Source organism: Devosia sp. A16, assembly GCF_001402915.1.
Lineage (GTDB): Bacteria > Pseudomonadota > Alphaproteobacteria > Rhizobiales > Devosiaceae > Devosia_A.
This window is the reverse complement of the sequence record NZ_CP012945.1, coordinates 3973345-3995563: the sequence shown is the minus strand read 5'-3', so window position 1 is coordinate 3995563 and position 22219 is coordinate 3973345. Positions and strand designations below refer to the sequence as shown.

Here is a 22219-nt window from a genome sequence, read left to right as displayed (position 1 = left end):
GGGCAATCTCGGCCCGCCCCCGATTAGTTGACTTATCTTATAGACTTGTCAAACGGCAATCCGAGGCAGCGAGGCAAGTTTACTCCCGATCGCGCCCTGCTCTCACGCAATTTGCTCACGATCCGCCGGTTGCAGAAAAAGCTTCGCCGGTCAGCCGACCTGGCGCCGTCCGATCGGAAAATAGGCGAGGCCGGCCTGCTCGACGACCGAGGGCTCGTAGAGATTGCGGCCATCGAAGACGGCCTTGCTCTTGAGGTGCCGGGCGACGGCCAGGAGGTCCGGGTTACGATAGGCCTTCCATTCGGTGACGATCGCCAGAATGTCGGCGCCTTCGACAGCATCCATGGCGGAGTTGGCGAAGCTCACCCGCTCCAGCTCGGCGTCGAGATCGAGCGCCAGCACCCGTTTCGCTTCCTCCATCGCCACCGGGTCGTGGGCCCGGACCGAGGCGCCGCGACGCAGCAGGTCGGCAATCAGGACGCGGCTGGGCGCATCGCGCATGTCATCGGTATTGGGTTTGAACGCCAGCCCCCACACGGCGACGGTGAGCCCCTTCAGATCGTCGCCGAAGCGGGCGCGGATCTTGCCACTCAGCACGTCCTTCTGCGCGGTGTTGGCCTCCTCCACCGCGGCGAGGATCCGGAGTTCGCGCCCCTGCTCTGCGGCCGTGCGGCGCAGGGCACTGACATCCTTGGGAAAGCAGCTGCCGCCATAGCCGGTACCGGCATAAAGGAAGCTGTAGCCGATCCGCGGGTCCGACCCCATGCCGCGCCGTACCAGCTCGATGTCGGCGCCCAGGTCTTCGGCGAGGTTGGCGAGCTCGTTCATGAACGAGATGCGGGTCGCCAGCATGGCGTTGGCCGCATATTTGGTGAGTTCGGCCGAGCGCACGTCCATGACCATGGTCCGGTCATGGTTGAGGGTGAACGGGGCGTAGAGCTGGCGGATCAGCTCGAGGCCGCGTCTGCCCTCCGGCGTCGCGTCCGCACCGATGACGATGCGGTCGGGGCGGTTGAAGTCGGCGACGGCCGCACCTTCCTTGAGAAATTCCGGATTGGAGATGACGGTGAAGGCCGGTTGTCCCAGGCGTGCCCGCTCCGCCGGGTCGGCGGCGAAGCCCCGCTTCACCAACTCGGCGGTAATGGCGTCGGCGACGAGGTCCCCGGTGCCGACCGGAACCGTCGATTTGTCGGCGACGACCTTGAAGCCGGTGAAATGCGCGCCGATGCTCCGGGCGACGGCGAGGACATATTGGAGGTCAGCCGACCCGGTTTCATCAGGCGGCGTGCCGACGGCAATGAACAGGCCCTCGCCATGCGCCACGGCCGCTTCGATATCGGTGGTGAACGACAGCCGTCCCGCTGCCCGGTTGCCGGCGACGATGGCGTCGAGCCCAGGCTCGTGGATCGGGACATGGCCGCTGTTGAGCAGCTCGATCTTGCGGGCGTCGATATCGACACAGACGACATGGTTGCCGGCGTCGGCGAGGCATGCCCCGGTGACGAGCCCCACATAGCCTGACCCAAATACGGTGATCTTCATTCATCGGCCCCGGTAAGGTGAGCTTGTGCAAGCAACGTTGGCCTCCAGCAAGTACCGGCTCAGGCGAGCTTAGGCAATCTGCAGAGCACGCCGACGCCCCTTTCCGGCTTCATCGAGACAGATCAGGCGCGCCCGAATTCGTCCTCGATGCGGATGATGTCGTCTTCGCCAAGATAGGAGCCGGTCTGCACTTCGATCAGTTCGAGCAGGATCTTTCCCGGGTTGGCGAGACGATGCACCGAGCCGAGCGGCAGGTAGATCGACTCGTTCTCGGTCAACATGGTGACCTTGCCGTCGATCGTCACTTCAGCCGTACCCGTCACCACCACCCAGTGCTCGGCGCGATGGTGATGCTTCTGCAGGCTCAGCTTCTTGCCCGGCTTGACGAACAGGCGCTTCACCTGGAAGCGCTCCCCGCTCAGCACTGACGAGTAGCCCCCCCACGGGCGATAGGCCGTGCGGTGAATCTCGGTCAGCCCCACCGTCGCCGGATTGGCCCGCAGCGCCTTGACCATCGGTCCGACGCGCTGGGCCTCCGACAGTCGACCGACATAGATCGCATCTTCAGAGGCGATGATGGCGACATCATCCAGCCCCTCGACGGCGACATGGGCCTTTTCCGACACGACGAGCGAATTGCGGGTGTTGGACAAGGTGGCGTTGCCGTTGCGGACGACGTTGCCGGCAGCATCCTTGGCCGACACCTTCCAGACAGCGTCCCAGGCCCCCAGGTCCGACCACGGGAACGTCACCGGTACCAGAGCCACACGCTGGGACTTCTCGAAAATGGCATAGTCGACCGAGATGTTCGGCGCCGCGGCAAAGCCCGCCTGGTCGAGGCGGATGAAATCGAGGTCCGTCCGAGCGTCGGCGACCGCCGCGGCAGCCGCCCGGAACGTATCGGGCGCCAGGACTTCCACCTCGCTGAGGAAGCTCGCGACCCCTAGCATGAAGGTGCCCGAGTTCCAGTAATAGCCGCCCGCCGCCAGCATCCGCGCCGCCGTATCGCGGTCGGGCTTTTCGACGAAGCGGGCGACTGACCGCACCCCATTGCCGAGCTCCGGTCCGGCTTCGACATAGCCGTATCCGGTTTCGGGCGCCGTTGGGGTGATGCCGAAAGTCACGAGCCTGCCGGCGCGCGCCGCCTCCGCCGCTGTCTCGACGCTCCACCAGTAGTTGTCGTCGGCCTCGACGGCGTGATCCGAGGCGAGCACATGGATCACTGCCCCGTCCCCGAACCTGTCGCGCACGTGGATAGCCGCTGCGGCGATGGCGGCGGCGGTGTTGCGCGCCACCGGCTCGAGCAGCACGGCGGAGGTGGCGACCCCGGCTTCCTGCGCCTGCTCGGCGACGAGGAAACGATACTCGGCATTGGTGACGATCACCGCCGGATGATAGCGCGCCGGGTCAGCGACGCGCTGCAGCGTCTGCTGGTAGAGCGAGGTGGGGCCGGTCAACGACAGGAACTGCTTGGGCCGCGCCGAGCGCGACATCGGCCAGAGCCGGGTGCCCTGCCCGCCTGCGAGGATCACCGGTACGATCAAGGTGGCTTCAGTCATGTCATCGAGGCCTCAGAGTAGCAGCCGGGTCGCTGTACCCGGCCGGGAGATTTCTGATGTGCAGGGAGCGGGAGGGTGCATGGCGCACCGCTCGACCGGCCGCTGAGCAGAGGGGGCATGAGCGCTCTCACCTCCCGGGTTGCGCGCGCTGCAGGGTCACGATGAACGCGATAGCACCCATCGGGCTTGCCAGATAGAGCCCATTCACATCGGCTGGCGCGGGTAACGCGGCTGCTGACGGGATCTCCAAGGCTGGCTGAGAGAACGCTCCAGACGCTCACGCGGGGCGCGGGACGACCACCGGGCGGCGGATGATCAGGCCAAGCATGAGGCCGATATTGAAGGCAACGATGGCGAGGGCTGTCCAACCGAGGGCCGTGAGCAGGTCGGCGTTCGCCACCAACGACGCCGTCGCCGTCGTCGCCAGCAAGAGATTGCCTACCACGATCCAGCCAACCGTCGAGCAGTAGCCGCCGGCAACCAATCCCAACCCGCCGGCGAGCAAAGCTGCCAACACCGTCGCACTCATCAACGCACTCCTGAATCGGAAGACGGGATGCTCCCGATCCGTGCTCAGGTTCCAACATCGCCTGTTAAGCCAGCGTTACGTCGGCGACATGGTTGCGGCACTTCCAGGCGGCGTGCCCCCGCGGCGAGCGATCAGGGCCCGGGAGCGTTTCACGGCCAGGTTGATCGGCGGGGGAGATCGAGCGACCTCAGCACCTCCTTGCGGGTCCATCACAGGGTCATCCCCGCGAAAGCGGTGACCTCCGTTTGCAGTGGTGCGTGGGGCAAGAAAACAGAGGTTCCCGCTTTCGCGGGAATGACCCGGTGGTCAGGCACGGGGCGGGCCAGACCCTAGGGTCCGTGCCGCGCCCCTACGACGGACGATGAGCAGTCCAGCGGTGAAATGCCCTGGGCAGCTCCCGGATCATCGGCTAGCGGCATCACTTCAACCCTGTCTGCTCGAATAGTCCATGTCTCTCAGGTCCTGGAGCAGGCCTGGTCCCGCTGGCTGCCAGCCCAGTTTCTCCCGGGTCAGTGTACTGGATGCCGTCAGGTCCGCCGCCGCGAACATGGCAAACCAGTCGAAATGAGCTTTCGCCTCTTGCTCCGAAAGGGAGACAGTCGGAAGTCCAAGCCCGGCAGCAACCGTTTCGGCGATATCGCGCGCGGCAACGCCCTCTTCGCCCACAGCATGGTAGCGAGCGCCAGGCTCCGCACGATGGAGCGCCAGAACGTAGAGTTTGGCCACATCGGCGACATGTCCCGCCGCCCATCGGTTGGCGCCCTCGCCGACATAGGCGACGACGCCCTTCCCGCGCGCCATTTCGATGTAGGGCGAGATAAGGCCTTGCTTGCGCGTGTCATGCACCTGCGGCAGTCGGACGACGCCGAGGTTGACACCCGCCGCCAACTGTTCCTGGCCGGCCACTTCCGAGGCTATGCGCGGGTTGAAATGATGAGCGTCGAACACGTCCTCGCGAGCAGGTTCCCCATTGCCCGGGTCGCCGATGCCGACGCCCGACGTGATGAGCAGCGGCCGATCTGATCCCCTCAGGACGAAACCGAGGGCGGCGACAACGCGGCGATCTTTTTCGCAATTGGCCACGAAATTGGAGAACTCGTGATCGAATGCCGTGTGGATGACCGCATCAACATTCTCGGCGCCTTTGGCCAAACCTGCGGGATCCTCCAGCGCTCCCAGATATGCGGACGCCCCCGCGCGTGCCAGTTCCGCCGCTCCGGATTGGGAGCGGGTGAGACCCACCACCTCATGCCCTGCGGCCAAGAATTCGCGAAGCACTCGGGACCCGATGAACCCCGTGGCACCTGTCAGAAACACACGCATATGAAATCTCCTGCATTGACGTTGCGGGTGATCTCATTGAAAATCGTCCTGTTAAAGTAGTGACTTTATCCTAGTATAATCTGCAACAGGATCGCATGAGCGACAGCGCGAAAAATGCTCTCGGCACATTCCTGCGCGACCGGCGCATGCGCCTCGATCCCGCCGTGTTGGGCTTTCAGCCCGGTCGCCGACGCACACCCGGCCTGCGGCGCGAGGAAGTCGCCCAGCGCGCCAACATCAGCCCGACCTGGTACACCTGGTTGGAACAGGGACGCGGCGGCGCACCGTCCGCCCATGTCGTCGATCGCATCGCAAAGGGGCTGATGCTGACCGAGCCGGAACGCGATCACCTGCACATTCTCGCTTTCGGCCATCCTCCCGAACCGCGCTACCGCCAGCAAGCAGGCATCACGCCCCGGCTGCAGCAGGTGCTGGACTGCATGCCTTTCAGCCCAGCCATCATCCGCACGGCAACATGGGACGTGGTGGCATGGAACAAGGCTGCGGCCGTGATCCTGACGGACTATGCCAAGTTGCCCAAGGAGCGTCGCAACATCCTTCGCATGATGTTCTCCGATGAGCGTATGCGCGCCGTGCAGGAGGAATGGCGCTCCGTCGCCCGCTATGTCGTGGGCGCATTCCGGGCCGATGCCACACGCGCGGGGGCTGGCAGGGAAATCGCGCAACTGGTCGAGGAGCTCTCTGCCAGCAGTCCGGAATTCAAGGCCATGTGGGACGATAACGAGATCACAAGCACGCGCGAAGGCACCAAGCGCCTTCATCACCCTGTCCTCGGAACGATCGAACTGGAGTTCTCGACCTTTGCGGTCGAGGGCCGGTCCGATCTCAACATGATGGTCTACACTCCGGCAAACGCCGAGGTGATGGAGCAGTTTCGCGCGTTGCTTGCCGGCGCTTGCTGAGCCTCTGCCGAGGTGCGGCGTGGGTAGGGCCCGAGACCCGGCAAATCCGGGCCTTTTTGCCCGACCGCGTCAGACAGTTTGTTGCGCAACTGTGCTGCGTGATGGCGGCGGCAGATACCAGCGAAGATCGCGATTCCGGGGAAATCCGGCCATGTCGGCAGAGGGTGGCGGAGAGGATGGGATTCGAACCCACGAGACCCTTTAGAGGTCTGCGCCCTTAGCAGGGGCGTGCCTTCGACCACTCGGCCACCTCTCCGTCGCCGGGTCTGATAGGGGCAATCGCCCTAGTCGGCAAGGGGTTTTTCGGCGGCGGCTGGGGAGATTGCTTTGCTCGCTGCGCCTGCCCCCGGCAAAGCTACGGTTTCGAGCGGGGAGGCGGGGGCCCGAGACCGGCAGACGGCGTGGGCGCCGGTGGAACCGGCACCCACGAGAAACGAGGGGCTCAGCGCTGATTGAACAGGATGCGCTGCGCATCCTTGTCGGTGGCGGCGCTGATCTGCTGGCTCTGGTCGAGGGTGATGGCCAGTGCGCGCTGCACGGCCGGCCGTTCGGTGACGCGTTGGCGCCAGGCCGCAAAGGTGGGGAACTCGGCGATGTCGATGCCGTGATTGTCCGAGCCGCGCGACCAGTCGAAGATGGCGATATCGGCGATCGAATAGTCTCCGGCGACGTAGTGCTTGCCGAGCTCGGCCTGCTTCTTCAGCTGGGTGTCGAGCACGCGGTAAAGCCGATGGCTCTCATCCTGATAACGCTTGATGGCATAGGGGATCTTTTCGGGGGCGTAGCGCGAGAAGTGGTTGTTCTGCCCCAGCATCGGCCCGAAGCCGCCGACCTGCCAGAACAGCCATTCATCGATCCTGATCCGCTCGGACCAGTTGCTGCCGTAGAACTTGCCGAACTTCTCGGCCAGGTACTTGAGGATCGCACCGGACTCGAAAATCGAAACCGGCTTGCCCTCAGGGCCCTCGGGATCGACGATCGCAGGGATCTTGTTGTTGGGGGAAATGGCCAGGAATTCGGGCTTGAACTGGTCGCCGCGGCCGATATTGATCGGGTAGATGGCGTAAGGCAGTTCGAGTTCTTCGAGCATGATGGTGATCTTGCGGCCATTGGGCGTGGCGGCATAGTAAAGATCGATCGGCATTGTCTGTATGGTCATCAGATGGAGTCCGTGGCTGCTGCAGAACTGGTGACGGAACGCCACCGGTAGATGAGGGCTCCATATATCGGCACTTGCCGATGGAAGACAACCCGCACTCGGAAATGACAACGGCGGAGCAAGCCCCGCCGCTTGAAAGCGATTCTTCGGCTTCGGAGAACCCGAACGTCCGATCAGGCGCGCCGGAGCCGCATATGCGGCTGACCATCGCTGGTGCGCGCCACCGAGATCCCGCGCAGATCGACCGTCGCCCGGACGCGCTGGCGATAGATCGGGCCCATCAGCTCGGATTTCGACACGTTCACCGGCTGATCGAACTTCACCGTCACCTCGTAGTGATTCATGTCGGCCAGCAGCTGTACCCCGATCACCATGCCGATGAACGACTGGCCGAGGTAGGTGCCCTTGACGCGCTGGCCAACCTGCACCGGGCTGACCGCGCGTTCCGGCATGGCGGCTGACGCAGTGTTCCAGTCGCGGTAGCCGTGACGGCGGGCGATTTCTTCGAGCGCCGCGCCCTGCCCCAGCGGGGTGCCGGCCAGCGCACGCTCGGCGCGCAGCGCTTTGGCCTCGGCTTTGAAGCTGGCAGCCGTGGGAGTATCGAGAGAGAAAGTCATGTCGGTCCTCTTCAACAAGAGGCGGATTTCTTCATGGGGCTCGCCTTGCCATGAACCGCCTCGAAGGGAGCGATCATGAGATGCGTCACGGATGATCCGCGGCTGGACTTGACCATCGGGTTTACCCGGCGAGCGGCAGGCGCCAGCAGCACGGCGCGACATGTGGTGGATCGGGACGGTTTTGTCAACGCCGGGCCATTCGCGTCGGTGATGGCGAAGATCACGGTTTCTCGTTGGAGCGGGATGGCCCGGCAAGCTAGGAAGCTGGCATGACCGAGATCATGCTCTTCGTCGCCGGACTCATTGCCGGCACCATCAACACGCTGGCCGGCGGCGGCTCGTTCGTGCTGTTCCCGGCGCTGCTGTTCGCCGGCGTGCCGCCGGTGATCGCCAACGCCTCGAACACCTATGCGAGCTTTCCCGGCTATGCGAGCGGCGCCGTCGGGTTCTGGCGCGAGATTGTGGCGCATCGCGACAAGCTGATCGGCTACACCATTGTTGCCCTGGTGTTCGGCTATGCCGGGGCCGAGCTGCTGCTGCGCGTCTCCAACGAGACCTTTGTGCTGGTGGTGCCATGGCTGCTGCTGTTCGCCGTGGTGCTCTTCGCCTTCGGCGGGCGGATCAACAGCCATGTGCGCCGGCTGGCCGGCGGCGAGGGTCGCGGCCGGCATGCCGGGGCGGTGGTGTTGTTCGCCCTGCTCGCCGGCATCTGCGTTTATGGCGGCTTTTTCAACGCCGGGCTCGGCGTGCTGCTCTTGGCCTTCCTGGCTCTGGCCGGCTTCACCGACATCCACGCCATGAACGGCCTGAAGCTGTGGATTTCGACGCTGGTGGCGCTGGTGGGCGTGATCCGCTTCGCCCTGTCGGGCGCCATCGACTGGTATCACGGCTCGATTGCACTGGTCGGGGTGACGATCGGCGGTTACGTCGCCGCACGCGTCGCCAAGCGGATACCGACCCAGCTCATCCGCGGCCTCGTCATCGTCTACGGCATCGGCCTCACGGGCTGGTTCTTCTGGCAGGCCTATGGCGCCGGCGGCGGCACCAGTCCCTGAGCCCTAACCTTGGCGGATCCACACCGCAGTGTCGTGGAAGGCCGCGCCGCCGAACGGACGTACCTGCTCCGAACCGATGAGCGTATTGATGCCGACGCCATTGCGATGCGCCGAGTTGGGGTGAATGCCCTCGGCGATCAGCACGCCGCGCTGCATGCCATCGAAAAACACCGCCTTGAGGGCCACTTCGCCACGACGGTTCCCCAGGGTAACCGGATCGCCGTCGGCAATGCCGAGTGCGGCCGCATCCTCGGGGTGCACGAACACCGTAGGCTCGGGCTGCCGTTTCCGGCTGCCGGCGGTCTCGGCGAAGCTGGAATTGAGGAAGCTGCGTGACGGACTGGTGGCAAGGCGGAACGGCGTTTCGGCGTCGACCCGTTCGGTGACGTCCCAGTGGTCGGCGAAGCGCGGCATCTCCGAGGGATCGCAGACCCAGTTGTAACCCTTGAGCCGCGCCACGGCGTCCCAATCCGGCTCGAAGCGATAGCGCTTGTCCGGCCAGGCGAAGCCATCGACGAAGCGAGCTTTCTCGGCCGGCCAGGCGCCATCGATGAACCCGGTCTTCTCGATCTCGTCGAGCTCGCCGAAGTTGGAACGGCGGAAGGTCTCGGCGACCATCTGCCGATCGCTGAGGTGCATCGAGGGATGGTCGGAGCCGAGGCGGCGCAGCAGTTCGTTGACCACCTCGAAATTGGAGCGGCACTCGCCCGGTGCCTCGACCAGCTTGGGGCCATAGAGCAGCCGCGTGTGACCGCCGCGGCGATAATAATCGTTGTGCTCGAGGAACATGGTGGCCGGCAACACGATATCGGCGAGCTTGGCGGTATCGGTCATGAACTGCTCGTGCACCACGGTGAACAGGTCGTCGCGCATGAACCCGGCGCGCGTCAGCCCCTGCTCGGGGCTCACATTGACCGGGTTGGTGTTCTGGATGAACAGCGCCTTGACCGGACCACCGCCGTGCAGCGCCTTGACGTCGCCGGTCAGCACCTTGCCGATCTCGCTCATGTCGAGCTCACGCCCTCCCGGCCCCATGTCGGCGCCGGTGATCATCGACTTGTCGAGCTTCCAGGAGCCCGAATTGGAGTGGAAGGCACCGCCGCCCTCATGCTGCCAGCTGCCGGTCATGGCCGCGACCGAGAGCGCCGCATGCATCGAGGTCGAGCCGTTGCGCTGACGCGTGAAACCGTAGCCGAGGCGGAAATAGGTTCTCGGTGTGGTGCCGACGAGTCGGGCAAAGGCCTCGATCTCTGCCACCGACAGGCCGGTGATCGCTGCCGCCCACTCCGGCGTGCGGGTCGAGAGGTGCGCCTCGAACTCGGGCGAGAAATCGGTGTACTCGGCCATGTAGGCGCGGTCGGCGAGGCCGTCGCGCAAAAGGATGTGCATGACCGCAACCGCCAGCGCACCGTCGGTGCCCGGGCGCAGCACCAGCGCCATATCGGCCTGCTCCATGGTGCCGTTGCGGTAGATGTCGATGGCAACGATCTTCGCCCCGCGCTCCTTGCGGGCGCGGACGGCGTGGGTCATCACATTGACCTGGGTGGCGACCGCGTTGGTGCCCCAGATGACGACGCAATCGCTTTCGGCCATCGACTCGGGGTTGGGGCCAGCAAGTACGCCGGTGCCGGCGATAAAACCAGGCCAGGCGGTGCCGGTGCAGATGGTATCGTATTGCAGCGAGTAGCCGCGTGCATGCCGCAGTCGCTCGATGCCGTCACGTTGCACGTGGCCCATGGTGCCGGCATAGAAATAGGGCCAGATGGCCTCAGGGCCGTCGGTCCGCTCGATCTTGAGCCAGCGCGCAACGATCTCGTCGAAAGCCTCGTCCCAGCTGATCTGCTGCCATTCGCCGGAGCCCTTTTTGCCAACGCGGCGAAGGGGATGGGTCAGGCGGTTCGGGTGATGAATCCGCTCAGCGTAGCGCGCCACCTTCTCGCAGATGACGCCCGCCGTGTACGGATCATCCTTGGCGCCCCGGACCCTGCCGATGGTCGAAGCGTCGATCAGCTCGACATCGAGCGCGCAGGTAGACGGACAATCGTGCGGGCAAACCGAGCGGGCAATGCGGGGCGTGGTGACGGCGTTCATGGCGCGCAGATCTATCACGCAGCGTCGTGCGACGACAGGGTGAAGCTGCCCTGAGATTCCCGCTGTCAGATTGCGAGAGGCAGCCAGACCGTGAAGACCGCACCGCCCCCGGGCCGATCCGAGACGGTGATCCGGCCGCCGTGGCGGTCGACCAACTGCCGGACGATCGCGAGGCCGAGACCGGTGCCGCCGTGAGTTCGACTGCGCGACCCTTCGATGCGGTAGAACGGCTCGAAGATGAGCTCGCGCTCTGCCAACGGGACGCCCGGACCGCGATCGGCCACCTCAATGCGAGCTTGCGTGGCGGTGGCGGTCAGGTTGACATCGGCCCGTCGGCCGTAGGCGATGGCGTTGCCGATGAGATTGTCGAGCACGCGGCGCAACGCCGGCTCCCCGATGGCGACTGCGAGCGGTGCGTGACCGGACCAGCCCAGTTCCGGAAGATCGGCGCGCATGCGGTCGAGGGTGCCGGCGACGTCGGCCCTGCCCCCGCCGAGCCGGTCGGCAATCGAGGCGAACTCCAGCGCCTGCTCGACCATCGCCTGCATGGCCTCGATGTCGGCGACGGCCTGCTCGCGGCCCGGTGACGACGGCAGCAGTTCGAGGCGCAACCGAAGCTTGGTCACCTGGGTGCGCAGGTCATGCGACATGCCGGCGAGGATGAGGGCGCGGTTGCGGATCAGCGCCGCAATCTGATGCTGCATTGCGTTGGTGGCCCCGATCAGCGAACGGAGGTCGGAGGCCCCGCGCGGTTCCAGCTCGCGCGGCGAGGCCGTGCGGGCAAAGGCCTCGACATTGGCGGTGAGCGCTGCCAGCGGCCGCGTCTCCCTGAACACCAGGATGACGGCGAGGACCAGAATGAGAAGCCCGACAAGCGCCGCAACCGCGCCCAGGATTCCGCCATAGACGTAGGAATCGACTTCGCTCGCGGGGTTGATGACGAGGTAGGCACCATTCTGCAACGCCACGGTGATACGCAGGTGTCGGCCCACCATGCGGGCCAGCGGCCCCTCGCCCTCGCCGCGTCCCGAGCGGACATTGCTGACTTCGATGCGATCCCGGTCGAGGCCCTCGGCGGCGATCCGATCCGCGGTGACGCGGGCGCTCCAACCCAGGAGCAGGCCACCAGGATCTGGAGCTGGTGGGTTGTCGAGCACGACAACATCGAAACGGGCGTTGTTGAGCAGCTCGAGCGCCAGGGCGCGGCGGAGCGGCGGCAGGTGATCGAACAGGCGGGCGAGGCTGACCACCTGGCGGGCGAAGGACGGGCGAATCCCGCCAAGGGTGAAGCCGTCATCGCGGGTCACCTGCACGGCAAAGGCCGCGATCTGGAGCAGGAAGATGGCGCCGGCGACGATCAGCACCAGCCGCAGGGAGAGCGGCAGGCGGCGCATCAGGCGTCCTCGACCGGCATGGCGAACAGATAGCCGCCATTGCGGACGGTGGTGATGGCCTGGACGACGCTGGGTGCAACCGGCGCAAGGCGGGCGCGCAGGCGAGAGACGGTGACGTCGATAGTGCGATCGAGAGGATCGGCCGTACGGCCGCGCGTCCAGTCGAGCAACTGGTCGCGCGACAAGACCCGGCGCGGGTGCTCGATGAAGCAGGCGAGCAGATCGTATTCCGCGGTGGTGAGGCCGACCACGGTGCCGCTCCGCGTGGAGATGGCGCGACCATCAAGGTCGATGATGAGCTCACCCACCGCCCGGCGGCGTGCGCTCGGCCTGTCGTGTATCAATGAACGCCGGAGCCGGGCGCGGATGCGCGCAAGCAATTCGCGCGGATTGAACGGCTTGCCGAGATAGTCGTCGGCGCCGAGTTCGAGGCCGACGATCTTGTCGACGTCGTCCGATCTGGCCGTCAGCATGATGATAGGCACGGCGCTTTCGCTTCGGATGCGGCGACAGACGGAAAAGCCGTCCTCGCCGGGGAGCATGATATCCAGAATGACCAATGCCGGCGAGAAGCCGGCGACGGTCTGCGTCGCCAGCCGACCGGTCTGCAGGGTGCGCACTTCATAACCCTCGCGCGACAGGAATTCGGCAAGCAACGCGCTGATGTCAGGATCGTCCTCGATGACGAGCAGGCGGGTCTGGTCCATGAGGCAGCCGGTGTCTGGTCCGTCGCAACGGCTGGCAACGGCTCAAGCGCTGTAGCGGCTATGCCGACGATGCGACAACCGCCACGCCACCGCTGTTACAAATCGTTACATGAGCAGCCCGGTCTGCAACAGCGGTGCAAAGAGTCCGGCGCATCGTCTCCCCATCGCAATCGGGAGACAGAAAATGCACAAACCCATCATCGTTCTCACCCTTGCCGTGGCGGCCATGGTCGGTGGCGCCGGCAACGCTTCGGCCTGGGACCGCAAGGTGACCATCGATACCAATCGCGGCAGCCTGACGCGCTCGGTAGAGGTCTATTGCTTCCAGGGCGCCTGCTACCGCGAATCCGAACTCACCGGCGTCAACGGCAACACGCTCCGGCGCTCGGGCATGTGCGTGCGCGTGGCGTACGAGCAGTGGGACTGCAAGGGAACCGTAACCGGCCCGGCCGGCAACAGCCACAGCCGCCGCTTCCGGGTCACGGCATACTGATCGGCCCGATCGGCCGTAGAGCGGGGGGAGCCGCTCGAGACCCCAATCGCCGGCCCTCCCCCCGCTTTTCTTATTCACTCAAGGAGTTCGCGATGAAACGGGTTCTCGTATCGGTTATCGCCGGCTTGCTGCTCGCAGCGACGGGCGTCGAGGCAGCAGGACTGAGTCTAGTGCAGAAAATGGAACTGAGACGCGCCTGCCAGGCAGACTTCCGAGCCACCTGCGGCGATCGGAAGCCCGGCGACGGCCAGCTGGCGCAATGCCTTCGCGACAATGTATCGACATTGTCCGAGCCATGCCGGAAGGCCATCGAGGCAGTACGCGGCGACGTCCTCGAAGGCAGAGATGAGGCGATGGACTACTAGTCCGTCGCCTACTCCTCGGCGCGAATCTTCTTCAGCTCGGCATTGTAGATGCGCAGGCTGAGATAGATCGCGAACATGAAGCAGACGATGCCGGTCATCTGCGACAGCGGCAGCCCGGCGAAAAACGGCAAGTGCTTGGCAATGATCAAAGCGACGACGAGCGTGAGGACAGACACGACCTCAGCAGAGCGGAACAGCATGGCTCCCCTTTACCTTCATTTCGAGATGCGCTGACGCTCGGCGCGGATCAGCTCCGCATGACGGAGCCCCCACCGTCACGTTACGGAAAACCGCAAAAGGTTCCATCAACTTTTGTGTTATCCGCGATTTTTCGTGGCGTAAGCTGGCACCTATGCAACACGCCGTGCCTCAGGCCTCAGCTGACCAGCTTGAGGCCGACGATGCCGGCAACGATCAGGCCGATGCTGGCGAGCCTGAGCGCGGTCGCCGGCTCCTGGAACAGCAGCATGCCAAGGACCGCCGTACCGATGGTGCCGATGCCGGTCCAGATGGCGTAGCCAGTGCCAACCGGCAAGTCTCGCAAGGCGACGCCCAGCAGGACGACGCTGGCAACCATGGCGGCGACGGTGATCGCCGTGGGCCCTATCCGGGTGAACCCGTCGGTATATTTGAGGCCGATGGCCCAGACCACTTCAAGTAACCCGGCGATGACGAGAAAGACCCAGGCCATGGGACTGCTCCTTTGCGCGGGCCGTCCCGCATGAACTCGAGGGATCGCCGGGCCGTCCCCGACGGCAGCGATATAGGGCCCCGCGGACCTGCTGGGAAGTGCTACGGGCGCAGATCCGGCGGCCCGAGCAGGCTCGACCCTCGCAAGTCGCGCTTGCATGCCTGCAGGGCTGGCGCCCGGCCTGATACTTGTGTAGTAGACGAGCTGTCGTACCCGCCGGGGGGCCGGGCGATATCCATGTCAATGCATAGCTGAGGACGCATATGCACAAGATGATATGGCGAGCCCCCCTCGCCTGCGCTCTCGTTGCGCTCGGTTTTCTCCATTTCTCCGGTTCCGTTCTGGCTGCCAGCGGCAAGGCGCTCGGCGTCAAGCCGGCGGCGGCCGTCGAGACCAAATCCGATACCAAGACGCTGACCGTCGGAGCAGATGTGTTCATCGGCGACCGCGTGGTCACCGGCGCGGACGGGCAGGTACAGATCAAGTTCAGCGACCAGACCGAACTGGTGGTCGGCCCGAACTCGGCGCTGCTGATCGAGGACTACCTGCTGCGCAACGACGACTCGGCCGGCAAGTTCGCCATCAACGCGCTCTCGGGCACATTCCGCTTTACCACCGGACGAGCGCCCAAGGATCGCTACATCATCAAGACCCCGACCGGCACTATCGGGGTGCGCGGCACCTCGTTCGACTTCAACTCGAGCAACGAAGAAACCCGGGTGCTGCTGTACCACGGCCAGGTGATCCTCTGTAACCTCGACAAGACCTGCGTAACGCTCGACGACACCTGCGAGTTGGGTGCCTACGACCTCGGACGCTCCGAGATTCTCGGCCACACCGACGACGTCAAGGGCGCCGCCCGCGAGGAGCTCAAGGCGTCGTTCCGCTACGCTCAGTCACAGGCTCCGCTGCTGGGTGCGTTCCGGGTCGAGGAAGCCAAGGAGTGCTTCCACAAAGGGTTCGTGGCCGATACGCCGCGCAGCCTGCTCGATGCCAATACGGACTCGGGCCCCGCTCCGGTGGAGGAGCCGCCCCCCGAGTGCGAATGTTTCGATCAATACTGCTGCGACTAAGCGGGAGGCTCCGGGAAATTCATTGGTAACCCTCGCCGGCTCTCGCTTAGGGATCGTCGGCGGAGGACCCCTTGATTCGCGACGCAACCGAACCGCGCCTGCCGATGGCAGCGCTCATCTCTGCGAGCCTGCTGTCGATCGGCGTCGGCTATGCCTCGACGGCGCCGTATGACGCCATCATCGCCATCGATGCGCTGCACATCGGCCATGGCGATTTCGCGCTGATCCTGACGGTGGCATCGATTGTCGGGGTGGTGGCCTCGGTGGCACTCGGCTGGCTGTCTGACCGGGTGGGCGACCGCCGGTTGCTGATGCTGGCCACCGCCCTGCTCGGCGCCCTCGGCATGGGCCTGATGTACTGGCTGCGCAGCCCGATGGCGTTCGTCATCGCCTATTGCGTGATCATGCCATTCGGCAACTCGGCATTCAGCCAGACCTTCGCCTATGCCCGGGTGTACTATGATCAGACCCGACCCCGGGACGCCGAGTTCCGGATCACGGTGCTGCGTTCGATCTACGCAGCGTCGTGGGTGATGGTCCCGCCATTGGCGGGCTGGATCGCCGCGGTTTACCAGGTGTTCGACGTCTACCTGCTGGCGGCTGCAGCCTACCTCGTGTGCGGTGCGAGCTCGCTCCTGATGCTGGCCGATCCCGCGACCCGCGTCGCCTCAACCCCGCCCGAACCGAGTATCGACGGCAAGGGCGGGATCGCCCTGCCGATGCTGGTCGGCATATGCGGGGTGCTTCTAATCAATGTGGCAATCAAGGTGAGCGGCACGGCGACGCCGCTGGCGATGGTCAGCCATTTCGGCGGCACTATCGGCGACGTCGGCATCGCGGCCGGCATCGGGGCGTTCCTCGAGATTCCGCTGATGCTGGCCTGGGGCGTTCTCGGCCGACGGTTCAGGAAGCACACGTTGATCGCTGCCGGGGCGCTGATCTACGCGCTCTACCAGGTGCTGCTGACGCAGGCCAGCGGGGTCACCGAGGTGTTCTGGCTGCAGGTGCCGCGGGCTGTCGCCATCGCGGTGCTGATGAGTGTGCCGATCAGCTACATGCAGGAGGCGATCCGCGGCCGCGTCGGTCTGTCCACCTCGCTGCTCGATGTGACGGTGGTCGCCTCGGGCATGCTCTCGGCCGGGATTTTCGGCCTGGTGGCGGCACCGGGACGCTATCTCGAGCTGTTCTGGGTCGCAGCGGTGCTGGCCGCCTGCGGCGCGGCAGTGCTGCTGGTGGCGCATAACGTGCTGCAACGGCGACCCGCCGCGCAGCATTGACAGCGGGCGCGGCCCGGGCATCCTCCGAATGAGGAGACAACGGCATGGATGAGTTGAGTTCCGAGCACCGTTTGGCTCGCCTGCGCTCGAAGTTGCGGCTGCTTTATCACGGCAGTTCTCCCACGGCGCTGCGCTTCCAGTTTGCCGTGCTGCTGGTCGATCTCGCTATCATCGCCTTCTTCATTGCGACGCCTCTGCTGCGCGATCGGCCCAGCTTCATCTGGATCGACATCGCCGTTGCCGTGCTGCTGGTCGCTGACCTTTTGGCACGCGGGCTCGCCGCGACCGATCCGCTGCGCTGGTTGCGGCAGCCGACCACCATTGTCGACATCTTCATCCTCGTCACGCTGCTGCTGCCGGCGTGGCTCGCCAATTTCGGCTTTCTGCGCATCCTCAGACTCTGGACCCTGTCGCGGAGCGGTGTGCTGTGGCGGCCGCTCAAGAAGTTCAGGCTGACGCAGTACCGCGAGCAGGGCGAGGCGATCGTCAATATCGTGACATTCCTGTTCCTGGTCTCGGGCTTCGTCCTGACGTTCTTCGCAAGCCCCGATTCCGGCATCGAGGGGTATGTCGACGCGCTCTACTTCACCGTCACCTCGGTGACGACCACCGGCTATGGCGACGTAACGCTGCCGGGCACCGCCGGCAAGCTGACCTCGATTGCGGTGATGATCATCGGCATCACGCTATTCGTGCGGTTGGCGCAGTCGCTGTTCCGGCCGCACAAGGTGGTCTTCCCCTGCCCGCAATGCGGATTGCAGCGGCATGAACCCGACGCGGTGCACTGCAAGGCCTGCGGGCACCTGCTGAACATCCCCGACCCGGGCGACTAGGCCTTAGCGCGACAGGGCGCGGATCTCGGCGTTGGCGCGACGCAGGCGCTCGGCGAGGCTGGCGCCGACCGCCATTACCAAGGCGTTGTGGGTCGCCGGAGCGTCCTTCGCCAGCTCGTCCAATGCTTCTCGATCGAGCACCAGCGCGGTCCCCGTGCTGACGGCCACCACATCGGCGGTGCGCGGCGCATGCCCAAACAACGCCAGTTCACCGAAGACCGTGCCCGGCTCGACCGTGCTCACCCGGTGGCTCGGAGCATTGCCGACCCGCACGGCGATATCGACGTGCCCCTCGATGAGGAAGAACAGTTCATCGGCACGGGCGTTCTGCGCGATCAGCTTGGTCCCGGGTTCGAATGGCTGCGGTCTCAGGCGCTTGGCAAGCGCCGCCAGCATTGCTTGGTCAAGTCCGGCCAGCAGATCGAACTCAGCGAGCGGAACCGCGGCATCGGTTTGGCCGCTGCCCGCCTGATCGAGCAGACGATCCTCGAAATATTCGAGCGCCTGGTCGACGTGGGGAAATGCATGTCCTGCTCGAAGGTGTGCGGCAACTCTCCCGAGATGGAAACCACGGCAAACCCTTTGCCGGCTTCCTGCAGGGTGCGCCGGGCCGTGTTCAGCAGGGTGACGGCAACGCCGTCGATCCGCAGCACCCGGGTCAGGTCGATGACGAAGTAATAGGCACTGTCGAGGTCTTCGATAATCCGCCGGGTGACTCGCTCGGCCTCGATGAAGCCCAGCTCCGCCTGTAATTCGTAGACGGCGATCAGGTGTCCGTAGCGGTCCAGTTTCCGCGCCTGCTCGTGTCGGCGCACGCGCTTGGAGTGCACTTCGTCGGACCGATAGACGCGGCGGAGCGGCACGAGCCCACCGCCGCGATCCTCGAACAGATGCAAACGGAAGTTTGCCGAAATGTCCTCGCAGACTTTCACCCCGCGGGCGCTGTTGCCGACTGCATCGAGCCGCGGAGAGAAAGTACCAATACCAAGCTGGCCGGGCAGCACGGCGGAGATGCCGCCCCCTACCCCGCTCTTGGCGGGCAGGCCGACGCTGAACTGCCAGCCGCCGGCATAGTCGTACATGCCGCAGGTGTTCATGACCGACAGCACCGAACGGACGTTGTCAGTGGAAATGGCGCGCTGGCGCGTCAGCGGATTGACACCGCCATTAGCCAGGGTGGCGCCGATCATCGCCAGGTCTCGCGCTGTGACCAACAGCGAGCACTGGCGGAAGTAGAGGTCTAGATGTTCGTTGACGTCGCCTGCGATCATTCCGGCGTTGAGTTCGAGATAGGCGATCGCCCGGTTGCGGTTGCCGGTCAGGCTTTCTGAACGGTAGACCGCCTCGTCGAGATCGAGAAGCCGGCCGGTGAACCGCTGAAAGATATCGAGGATGCGCTGATAGCGCTCGGCGTGATCGGCGCCCTTGATCATTGCGCTGGCAGCAATGGCGCCCGCATTGACCATCGGGTTAAAGGGCCGGTTGTTGCGCTCGTCGAAGGTGATGGAGTTGAACGCCTCACCCGAGGGCTCGACGCCAATGTGCCGCAACACCTCCTCGCGCCCATGATCCTCGAGCGCCAAGGCATAGATCACCGCCTTGGACACCGACTGAATAGTGAACAGGGCACCAGTGTCGCCGACCTCGTAGACGAAACCGTCGGTGGTGGCGAAGGCCAGCGCGAACTGATCGGGATCGACAGCCGCCAGCTCGGGAATGTAGCTCGCCAATTGCCCCGATTGGTTGGGGTGGTGCCGCGAATAGAGTTCATTCAGATACTGCCAAACCGGCAATTCCTTGGGTGAAAGTCCAGCCGCCCGGAAATCGACCTGCTGCATACATCTGACTCATTGATGCCCAATGTATGAGCATTCTATGCACCCGACCATGGTTTGGGCAATAGCACCCTTGGTCGGGTGCCAGATCCAATTGATGCAGGAGTTCAGTCGCCGATGTGCAATCGCAGCCGGCCACCCGCGGCGGCCGCTGCTGGCAGACCCGACCGGACGACGCCGGTTACATTTCGTCGAAGGGCACGCCGCCCCTCAACTTGCTGTCCCTGGAACTCTCGACGATCTGCACGACGACGCGCTCGGCTGGGACGTTGAAGTTTTTCACCACCGCCTCGGTGATGTCCTTCATCAGCGCCTTCTTTGACTCTTTCGAGCGGCCCTCGACGATGTGAACGAGAATCTCGGGCACGTCAGGCCTTTACGGTCTTGGGCTTCGGCTTGGCTTTCGGCTTGTCCTTGGCCGCCTTGGTGACTTTGGGTGCCTTTGCGGCAGCCTTGGCCTCGGCCTCGCGGATCTTGGCCACGGAGGTGCCCATATGGCCCCAATTCTTGTTGTCGACTTCCTCGATGACGACGAAGGTATACTCGGGCTTCTTGTTCAGGATGCGCCCGAGCATCTCCGTGGTCTCTTTGTAGATCTGCAACTTCTGCTCGTAAGTCGCGCCGTCGGTAATCTCGATACGGACGTAAGGCATGGTTTCCTCCCCCAAAGCCGAGGGCAGGATGCTGCAGTCGAGGTACGCTCGTCAACCGAGCGGATCTTAACCCTTTTTCGGCTTCTTGCGCGGGGCGTTGGCGACGGCATCGACCGGGGGAACGCGCTTCTCGCGGTTCTTGTACTTGGGCTTGCCCTTGTCCTTGGGATTTACCTTCGGCGTCTCGGTCGGCTTGCGGTTGTAGAACACCGGCTCGCGCACCTCGGCCTCGACCGGTGGGGTGATCTCCCGTGCGGGCTTGGTGGCCAGCTTTTCACCCTTGTCGGAGCGCACCTTGTAACGGGGACCATCGTCGCGAGCCGGCTTGTCGTAACGCGGCGCGTCGTCCCGCTTACTGAAGCGCGGGGCGCTGTCGCGGTTGAACTTCTTCTTCTGCGGCGCCGAGGGCGGACCGGAGGCGGCGATGGTGGTGTTGGCCTCGATCTGCCCACCGATCCGGCCGATGGCGGCTGCAAAGGCGTCGGCCTTGTCGGCGGCGATCTCGAAGCGGGTCTCGGTGTCGAGGATCTTGATCGAGCCGACGTCGCGCTTGGTGACGTCGCCGGCCTTGCAGATCATCGGCAGCAGCCATTTCGGATCGGCGCGCCGATTGCGGCCGATCGACAGGGTGAACCAGCGGCCGTTCTGCATCGGTTCGGGCTTGCCGCGCGGCGCGCCGTCCTCGTCGAGGAAACGCTTGTCGCGGCGCGGTGGCTTCTCGTTGAAGGCCGGGATCGGCTGCTCGGACACCTCTTCGGGCGCCGGGCGCGCGGCAAGCTCGCGGCGGATATAGGCGGCGGCCAGTTGCTCCGGCGTCAACCGGGCTAGCAACTCGGCGACGAAACCGGCCTCGGCCTCGTCGGGGGCGCTCATCTCGGTGGCGCCGGCGAGAATCTGCTCGCGATTGCGGGCATCGATCTCGGCAATGCTCGGAGCGCCCCGGGTGGTTGCCTCGAGGTTCGCGGCGCGCAGCACCCGGGCGGCGGCGCTGCGCCGGTGCAGCGGCACGATCAGCGCGCAGATGCCCTTGCGGCCGGCGCGTCCGGTACGACCCGAGCGATGCAGCAGCGTCTCGGGGTTGGAGGGCACGTCGGCATGAATGACCAGATCCAGATTGGGCAGGTCGATGCCGCGGGCGGCGACGTCGGTGGCAACGCAGACCCTGGCCCGACCGTCGCGCATCGCCTGCAGCGCGTTGGAGCGCTCGGCCTGGGTCAGTTCACCCGACAGCGCCACCACCGCAAAACCGCGGTTGGCGAGGCGGGCGGTCAAGTGCTTCACCGACTCACGGGTGTGGCAGAACACGATGGTGTTGGAGCTGTCGTAGAGCAGCAGGGTGTTGATCACCGCGTGCTCGCGCTCGTCGTTCCGCACCACGATCTGCTGGTACTCGATATCGGCGTGCTGTTCGCCGGCGCTGGTGGCGACAAGGCGCAGGGCATCGCGCTGGAAGGTCTTGGCCAGATCGGCGATGGCGCGCGGCACAGTGGCCGAAAACAACAATGTGCGGCGGCTCTCGGGCGCGGCTTCGAGGATGAACTCGAGATCCTCGCGGAAACCGAGGTCGAGCATCTCGTCGGCCTCGTCGAGCACCACCGCCCGGACCTGACTGAGGTCCAGCGCCCCTTTCGAGATATGGTCGCGCAGGCGTCCCGGCGTGCCCACGACGATCTGGGCGCCGCGCTCCAGCGCCCGCCGTTCGGTGCGGATATCCATGCCCCCTACCCCGGCAGCGATCTGGGCGCCGGTCTCGGCATAGAGCCATTGCAACTCGCGCTGCACCTGCAGGGCGAGGTCGCGGGTCGGGGCGATCAGCAGCGCCAGTGGCGTCGTGGCCGGCGCGAACCGCTCGGCCTCGCCCAGCAGCGTCGGGGCGATCGCCATGCCGAAAGCCACGGTCTTGCCGGAGCCGGTCTGTGCCGACACCAGCAGATCACGCTCGGCAGCCTCGGGCTCAAGCACGCTCAACTGCACCGGGGTCAGCATGTCGTAGCCACGGGCGGCGAGGGCGGCGGCAAGCGCGGGATGAATGGTCTCGGGAAGGTTCACGTGGTGCATCTTTGCTGTTTGCCCAATGGATATCACATCCACCGGGTCATT

At 65.1% G+C, this 22219-nt stretch carries 24 protein-coding genes and 1 tRNA gene; 7 read left to right on the top strand and 18 right to left on the bottom strand.

The annotated features are described in order from the left end of the window. Window positions 1-150: 150 nt before the first annotated feature. From APS40_RS19200 to APS40_RS19185, 4 genes are all read right to left on the bottom strand, one after another. Entirely contained in the window at window positions 151-1542 is a 1392-nt protein-coding gene (locus APS40_RS19200; protein WP_055048581.1) for a UDP-glucose dehydrogenase family protein, read from the bottom strand. A gap of 122 nt (window positions 1543-1664) precedes the next feature. Then, on the bottom strand, window positions 1665-3101 hold the full coding sequence (locus APS40_RS19195; RefSeq protein WP_055048580.1) for a mannose-1-phosphate guanylyltransferase/mannose-6-phosphate isomerase: 1437 nt from the start codon (window positions 3099-3101) through the stop codon (window positions 1665-1667). A gap of 277 nt (window positions 3102-3378) precedes the next feature. Beyond that, window positions 3379-3630, bottom strand: coding sequence for a hypothetical protein (locus APS40_RS19190; RefSeq protein ID WP_055048579.1), 252 nt, complete (start codon window positions 3628-3630; stop codon window positions 3379-3381). 423 nt (window positions 3631-4053) lie between these two features. After that, entirely contained in the window at window positions 4054-4953 is a 900-nt protein-coding gene (locus APS40_RS19185; protein WP_055048578.1) for an SDR family oxidoreductase, read from the bottom strand. A gap of 95 nt (window positions 4954-5048) precedes the next feature. Here APS40_RS19185 and APS40_RS19180 point away from each other — a divergent pair, with 95 nt between their 5' ends. Further along, entirely contained in the window at window positions 5049-5876 is an 828-nt protein-coding gene (locus APS40_RS19180; RefSeq protein WP_055048577.1) for a helix-turn-helix transcriptional regulator, read from the top strand. Window positions 5877-6041: 165 nt separating this feature from the next. Here APS40_RS19180 and APS40_RS19175 read toward each other — a convergent pair. From APS40_RS19175 to APS40_RS24990, 4 genes are all read right to left on the bottom strand, one after another. After that, a tRNA-Ser gene (locus tag APS40_RS19175) sits at window positions 6042-6132 on the bottom strand. 186 nt (window positions 6133-6318) lie between these two features. Beyond that, window positions 6319-7038: a glutathione S-transferase N-terminal domain-containing protein gene (locus tag APS40_RS19170; protein ID WP_156343127.1), complete on the bottom strand. Its 720-nt coding sequence runs from the start codon at window positions 7036-7038 to the stop codon at window positions 6319-6321. 170 nt (window positions 7039-7208) lie between these two features. After that, window positions 7209-7652, bottom strand: a complete 444-nt coding sequence (locus APS40_RS19165) for a glyoxalase superfamily protein (RefSeq protein ID WP_055048575.1) — start codon at window positions 7650-7652, stop codon at window positions 7209-7211. Between the two features lie 11 nt (window positions 7653-7663). Next, window positions 7664-7876: a hypothetical protein gene (locus APS40_RS24990; RefSeq protein ID WP_156342996.1), complete on the bottom strand. Its 213-nt coding sequence runs from the start codon at window positions 7874-7876 to the stop codon at window positions 7664-7666. A gap of 45 nt (window positions 7877-7921) precedes the next feature. Between APS40_RS24990 and APS40_RS19160 the strand changes: the two genes are divergently transcribed. Beyond that, entirely contained in the window at window positions 7922-8707 is a 786-nt protein-coding gene (locus tag APS40_RS19160; RefSeq protein WP_055048574.1) for a sulfite exporter TauE/SafE family protein, read from the top strand. A 3-nt stretch (window positions 8708-8710) separates the two neighbouring features. On the opposite strand, the gene APS40_RS19155 is transcribed toward APS40_RS19160, so the two are convergent. The 3 genes from APS40_RS19155 to APS40_RS19145 are packed head-to-tail and all read right to left on the bottom strand — an operon-like array spanning window position 8711 to window position 12899. Further along, entirely contained in the window at window positions 8711-10807 is a 2097-nt protein-coding gene (locus APS40_RS19155) for a molybdopterin-containing oxidoreductase family protein (protein ID WP_442855876.1), read from the bottom strand. A gap of 56 nt (window positions 10808-10863) precedes the next feature. After that, window positions 10864-12192, bottom strand: a complete 1329-nt coding sequence (locus tag APS40_RS19150) for a sensor histidine kinase (protein WP_055048572.1) — start codon at window positions 12190-12192, stop codon at window positions 10864-10866. After that, entirely contained in the window at window positions 12192-12899 is a 708-nt protein-coding gene (locus APS40_RS19145; protein WP_055048571.1) for a response regulator, read from the bottom strand. The genes APS40_RS19150 and APS40_RS19145 overlap by 1 nt, the downstream gene beginning before the upstream one ends. 184 nt (window positions 12900-13083) lie before the next feature. On the opposite strand from APS40_RS19145, the gene APS40_RS19140 reads away from it, so the two are divergent. Both APS40_RS19140 and APS40_RS19135 read left to right on the top strand, forming a co-directional pair. After that, a complete protein-coding gene (locus APS40_RS19140) occupies window positions 13084-13392 on the top strand; it encodes a hypothetical protein (RefSeq protein WP_055048570.1) in 309 nt (102 codons plus the stop codon). Between the two features lie 92 nt (window positions 13393-13484). Then, window positions 13485-13757: a cysteine rich repeat-containing protein gene (locus tag APS40_RS19135; protein WP_055048569.1), complete on the top strand. Its 273-nt coding sequence runs from the start codon at window positions 13485-13487 to the stop codon at window positions 13755-13757. Between the two features lie 8 nt (window positions 13758-13765). On the opposite strand, the gene APS40_RS19130 is transcribed toward APS40_RS19135, so the two are convergent. Both APS40_RS19130 and sugE read right to left on the bottom strand, forming a co-directional pair. After that, complete coding sequence (locus APS40_RS19130) at window positions 13766-13933, bottom strand: hypothetical protein (protein WP_156342995.1); 168 nt, start codon at window positions 13931-13933, stop codon at window positions 13766-13768. Window positions 13934-14133: 200 nt separating this feature from the next. After that, the gene (sugE, locus tag APS40_RS19125) at window positions 14134-14448 is read right to left on the bottom strand and encodes a quaternary ammonium compound efflux SMR transporter SugE (RefSeq protein ID WP_055048567.1); all 315 of its coding nucleotides are present in this window, start codon (window positions 14446-14448) and stop codon (window positions 14134-14136) included. Window positions 14449-14711: 263 nt separating this feature from the next. On the opposite strand from sugE, the gene APS40_RS19120 reads away from it, so the two are divergent. The 3 genes from APS40_RS19120 to APS40_RS19110 all read left to right on the top strand — a co-directional run bounded on the left by APS40_RS19120 (window position 14712) and on the right by APS40_RS19110 (window position 17631). Next, entirely contained in the window at window positions 14712-15521 is an 810-nt protein-coding gene (locus APS40_RS19120; protein ID WP_055048566.1) for a FecR family protein, read from the top strand. A 71-nt stretch (window positions 15522-15592) separates the two neighbouring features. Next, window positions 15593-16798: a sugar efflux transporter gene (locus tag APS40_RS19115; RefSeq protein WP_055048565.1), complete on the top strand. Its 1206-nt coding sequence runs from the start codon at window positions 15593-15595 to the stop codon at window positions 16796-16798. Between the two features lie 44 nt (window positions 16799-16842). After that, window positions 16843-17631, top strand: coding sequence for a potassium channel family protein (locus APS40_RS19110; RefSeq protein WP_055048564.1), 789 nt, complete (start codon window positions 16843-16845; stop codon window positions 17629-17631). A 3-nt stretch (window positions 17632-17634) separates the two neighbouring features. Here APS40_RS19110 and APS40_RS19105 read toward each other — a convergent pair whose 3' ends face one another. The 5 genes from APS40_RS19105 to APS40_RS19085 all read right to left on the bottom strand — a co-directional run bounded on the left by APS40_RS19105 (window position 17635) and on the right by APS40_RS19085 (window position 22168). Further along, window positions 17635-18027, bottom strand: coding sequence for a cyclic nucleotide-binding domain-containing protein (locus APS40_RS19105; RefSeq protein ID WP_055048563.1), 393 nt, complete (start codon window positions 18025-18027; stop codon window positions 17635-17637). Next, complete coding sequence (glsA, locus tag APS40_RS19100; protein ID WP_055048562.1) at window positions 18000-19469, bottom strand: glutaminase A; 1470 nt, start codon at window positions 19467-19469, stop codon at window positions 18000-18002. The genes APS40_RS19105 and glsA overlap by 28 nt, the downstream gene beginning before the upstream one ends. 178 nt (window positions 19470-19647) lie before the next feature. Continuing rightward, window positions 19648-19833, bottom strand: a complete 186-nt coding sequence (locus tag APS40_RS19095) for a tautomerase family protein (RefSeq protein WP_055048561.1) — start codon at window positions 19831-19833, stop codon at window positions 19648-19650. A gap of 1 nt (window position 19834) precedes the next feature. After that, entirely contained in the window at window positions 19835-20119 is a 285-nt protein-coding gene (locus tag APS40_RS25425) for a tautomerase family protein (RefSeq protein WP_082434531.1), read from the bottom strand. A gap of 66 nt (window positions 20120-20185) precedes the next feature. Next, on the bottom strand, window positions 20186-22168 hold the full coding sequence (locus APS40_RS19085; protein WP_082434731.1) for a DEAD/DEAH box helicase: 1983 nt from the start codon (window positions 22166-22168) through the stop codon (window positions 20186-20188). Window positions 22169-22219 lie beyond the last annotated feature (51 nt).

What these genes read in the sequence shown, in the direction of transcription:
- APS40_RS19140 (WP_055048570.1), top strand. Translation starts at nt 13,084, where the DNA reads ATGCACAAACCCATCATCGTTCTCACCCTTGCCGTGGCGGCCATGGTC.
- APS40_RS19120 (WP_055048566.1), top strand. Translation starts at nt 14,712, where the DNA reads ATGCACAAGATGATATGGCGAGCCCCCCTCGCCTGCGCTCTCGTTGCG.
- APS40_RS19200 (WP_055048581.1), bottom strand. Translation starts at nt 1,542, where the DNA reads ATGAAGATCACCGTATTTGGGTCAGGCTATGTGGGGCTCGTCACCGGG.
- APS40_RS19165 (WP_055048575.1), bottom strand. Translation starts at nt 7,652, where the DNA reads ATGACTTTCTCTCTCGATACTCCCACGGCTGCCAGCTTCAAAGCCGAG.
- glsA (WP_055048562.1), bottom strand. Translation starts at nt 19,469, where the DNA reads ATGCAGCAGGTCGATTTCCGGGCGGCTGGACTTTCACCCAAGGAATTG.
- APS40_RS19135 (WP_055048569.1), top strand. Translation starts at nt 13,485, where the DNA reads ATGAAACGGGTTCTCGTATCGGTTATCGCCGGCTTGCTGCTCGCAGCG.
- APS40_RS19160 (WP_055048574.1), top strand. Translation starts at nt 7,922, where the DNA reads ATGACCGAGATCATGCTCTTCGTCGCCGGACTCATTGCCGGCACCATC.
- sugE (WP_055048567.1), bottom strand. Translation starts at nt 14,448, where the DNA reads ATGGCCTGGGTCTTTCTCGTCATCGCCGGGTTACTTGAAGTGGTCTGG.
- APS40_RS19190 (WP_055048579.1), bottom strand. Translation starts at nt 3,630, where the DNA reads ATGAGTGCGACGGTGTTGGCAGCTTTGCTCGCCGGCGGGTTGGGATTG.
- APS40_RS19145 (WP_055048571.1), bottom strand. Translation starts at nt 12,899, where the DNA reads ATGGACCAGACCCGCCTGCTCGTCATCGAGGACGATCCTGACATCAGC.
- APS40_RS19105 (WP_055048563.1), bottom strand. Translation starts at nt 18,027, where the DNA reads ATGCTGGCGGCGCTTGCCAAGCGCCTGAGACCGCAGCCATTCGAACCC.
- APS40_RS19185 (WP_055048578.1), bottom strand. Translation starts at nt 4,953, where the DNA reads ATGCGTGTGTTTCTGACAGGTGCCACGGGGTTCATCGGGTCCCGAGTG.
- APS40_RS19195 (WP_055048580.1), bottom strand. Translation starts at nt 3,101, where the DNA reads ATGACTGAAGCCACCTTGATCGTACCGGTGATCCTCGCAGGCGGGCAG.
- APS40_RS19110 (WP_055048564.1), top strand. Translation starts at nt 16,843, where the DNA reads ATGGATGAGTTGAGTTCCGAGCACCGTTTGGCTCGCCTGCGCTCGAAG.
- APS40_RS19150 (WP_055048572.1), bottom strand. Translation starts at nt 12,192, where the DNA reads ATGCGCCGCCTGCCGCTCTCCCTGCGGCTGGTGCTGATCGTCGCCGGC.
- APS40_RS19180 (WP_055048577.1), top strand. Translation starts at nt 5,049, where the DNA reads ATGAGCGACAGCGCGAAAAATGCTCTCGGCACATTCCTGCGCGACCGG.
- APS40_RS25425 (WP_082434531.1), bottom strand. Translation starts at nt 20,119, where the DNA reads ATGCCTTACGTCCGTATCGAGATTACCGACGGCGCGACTTACGAGCAG.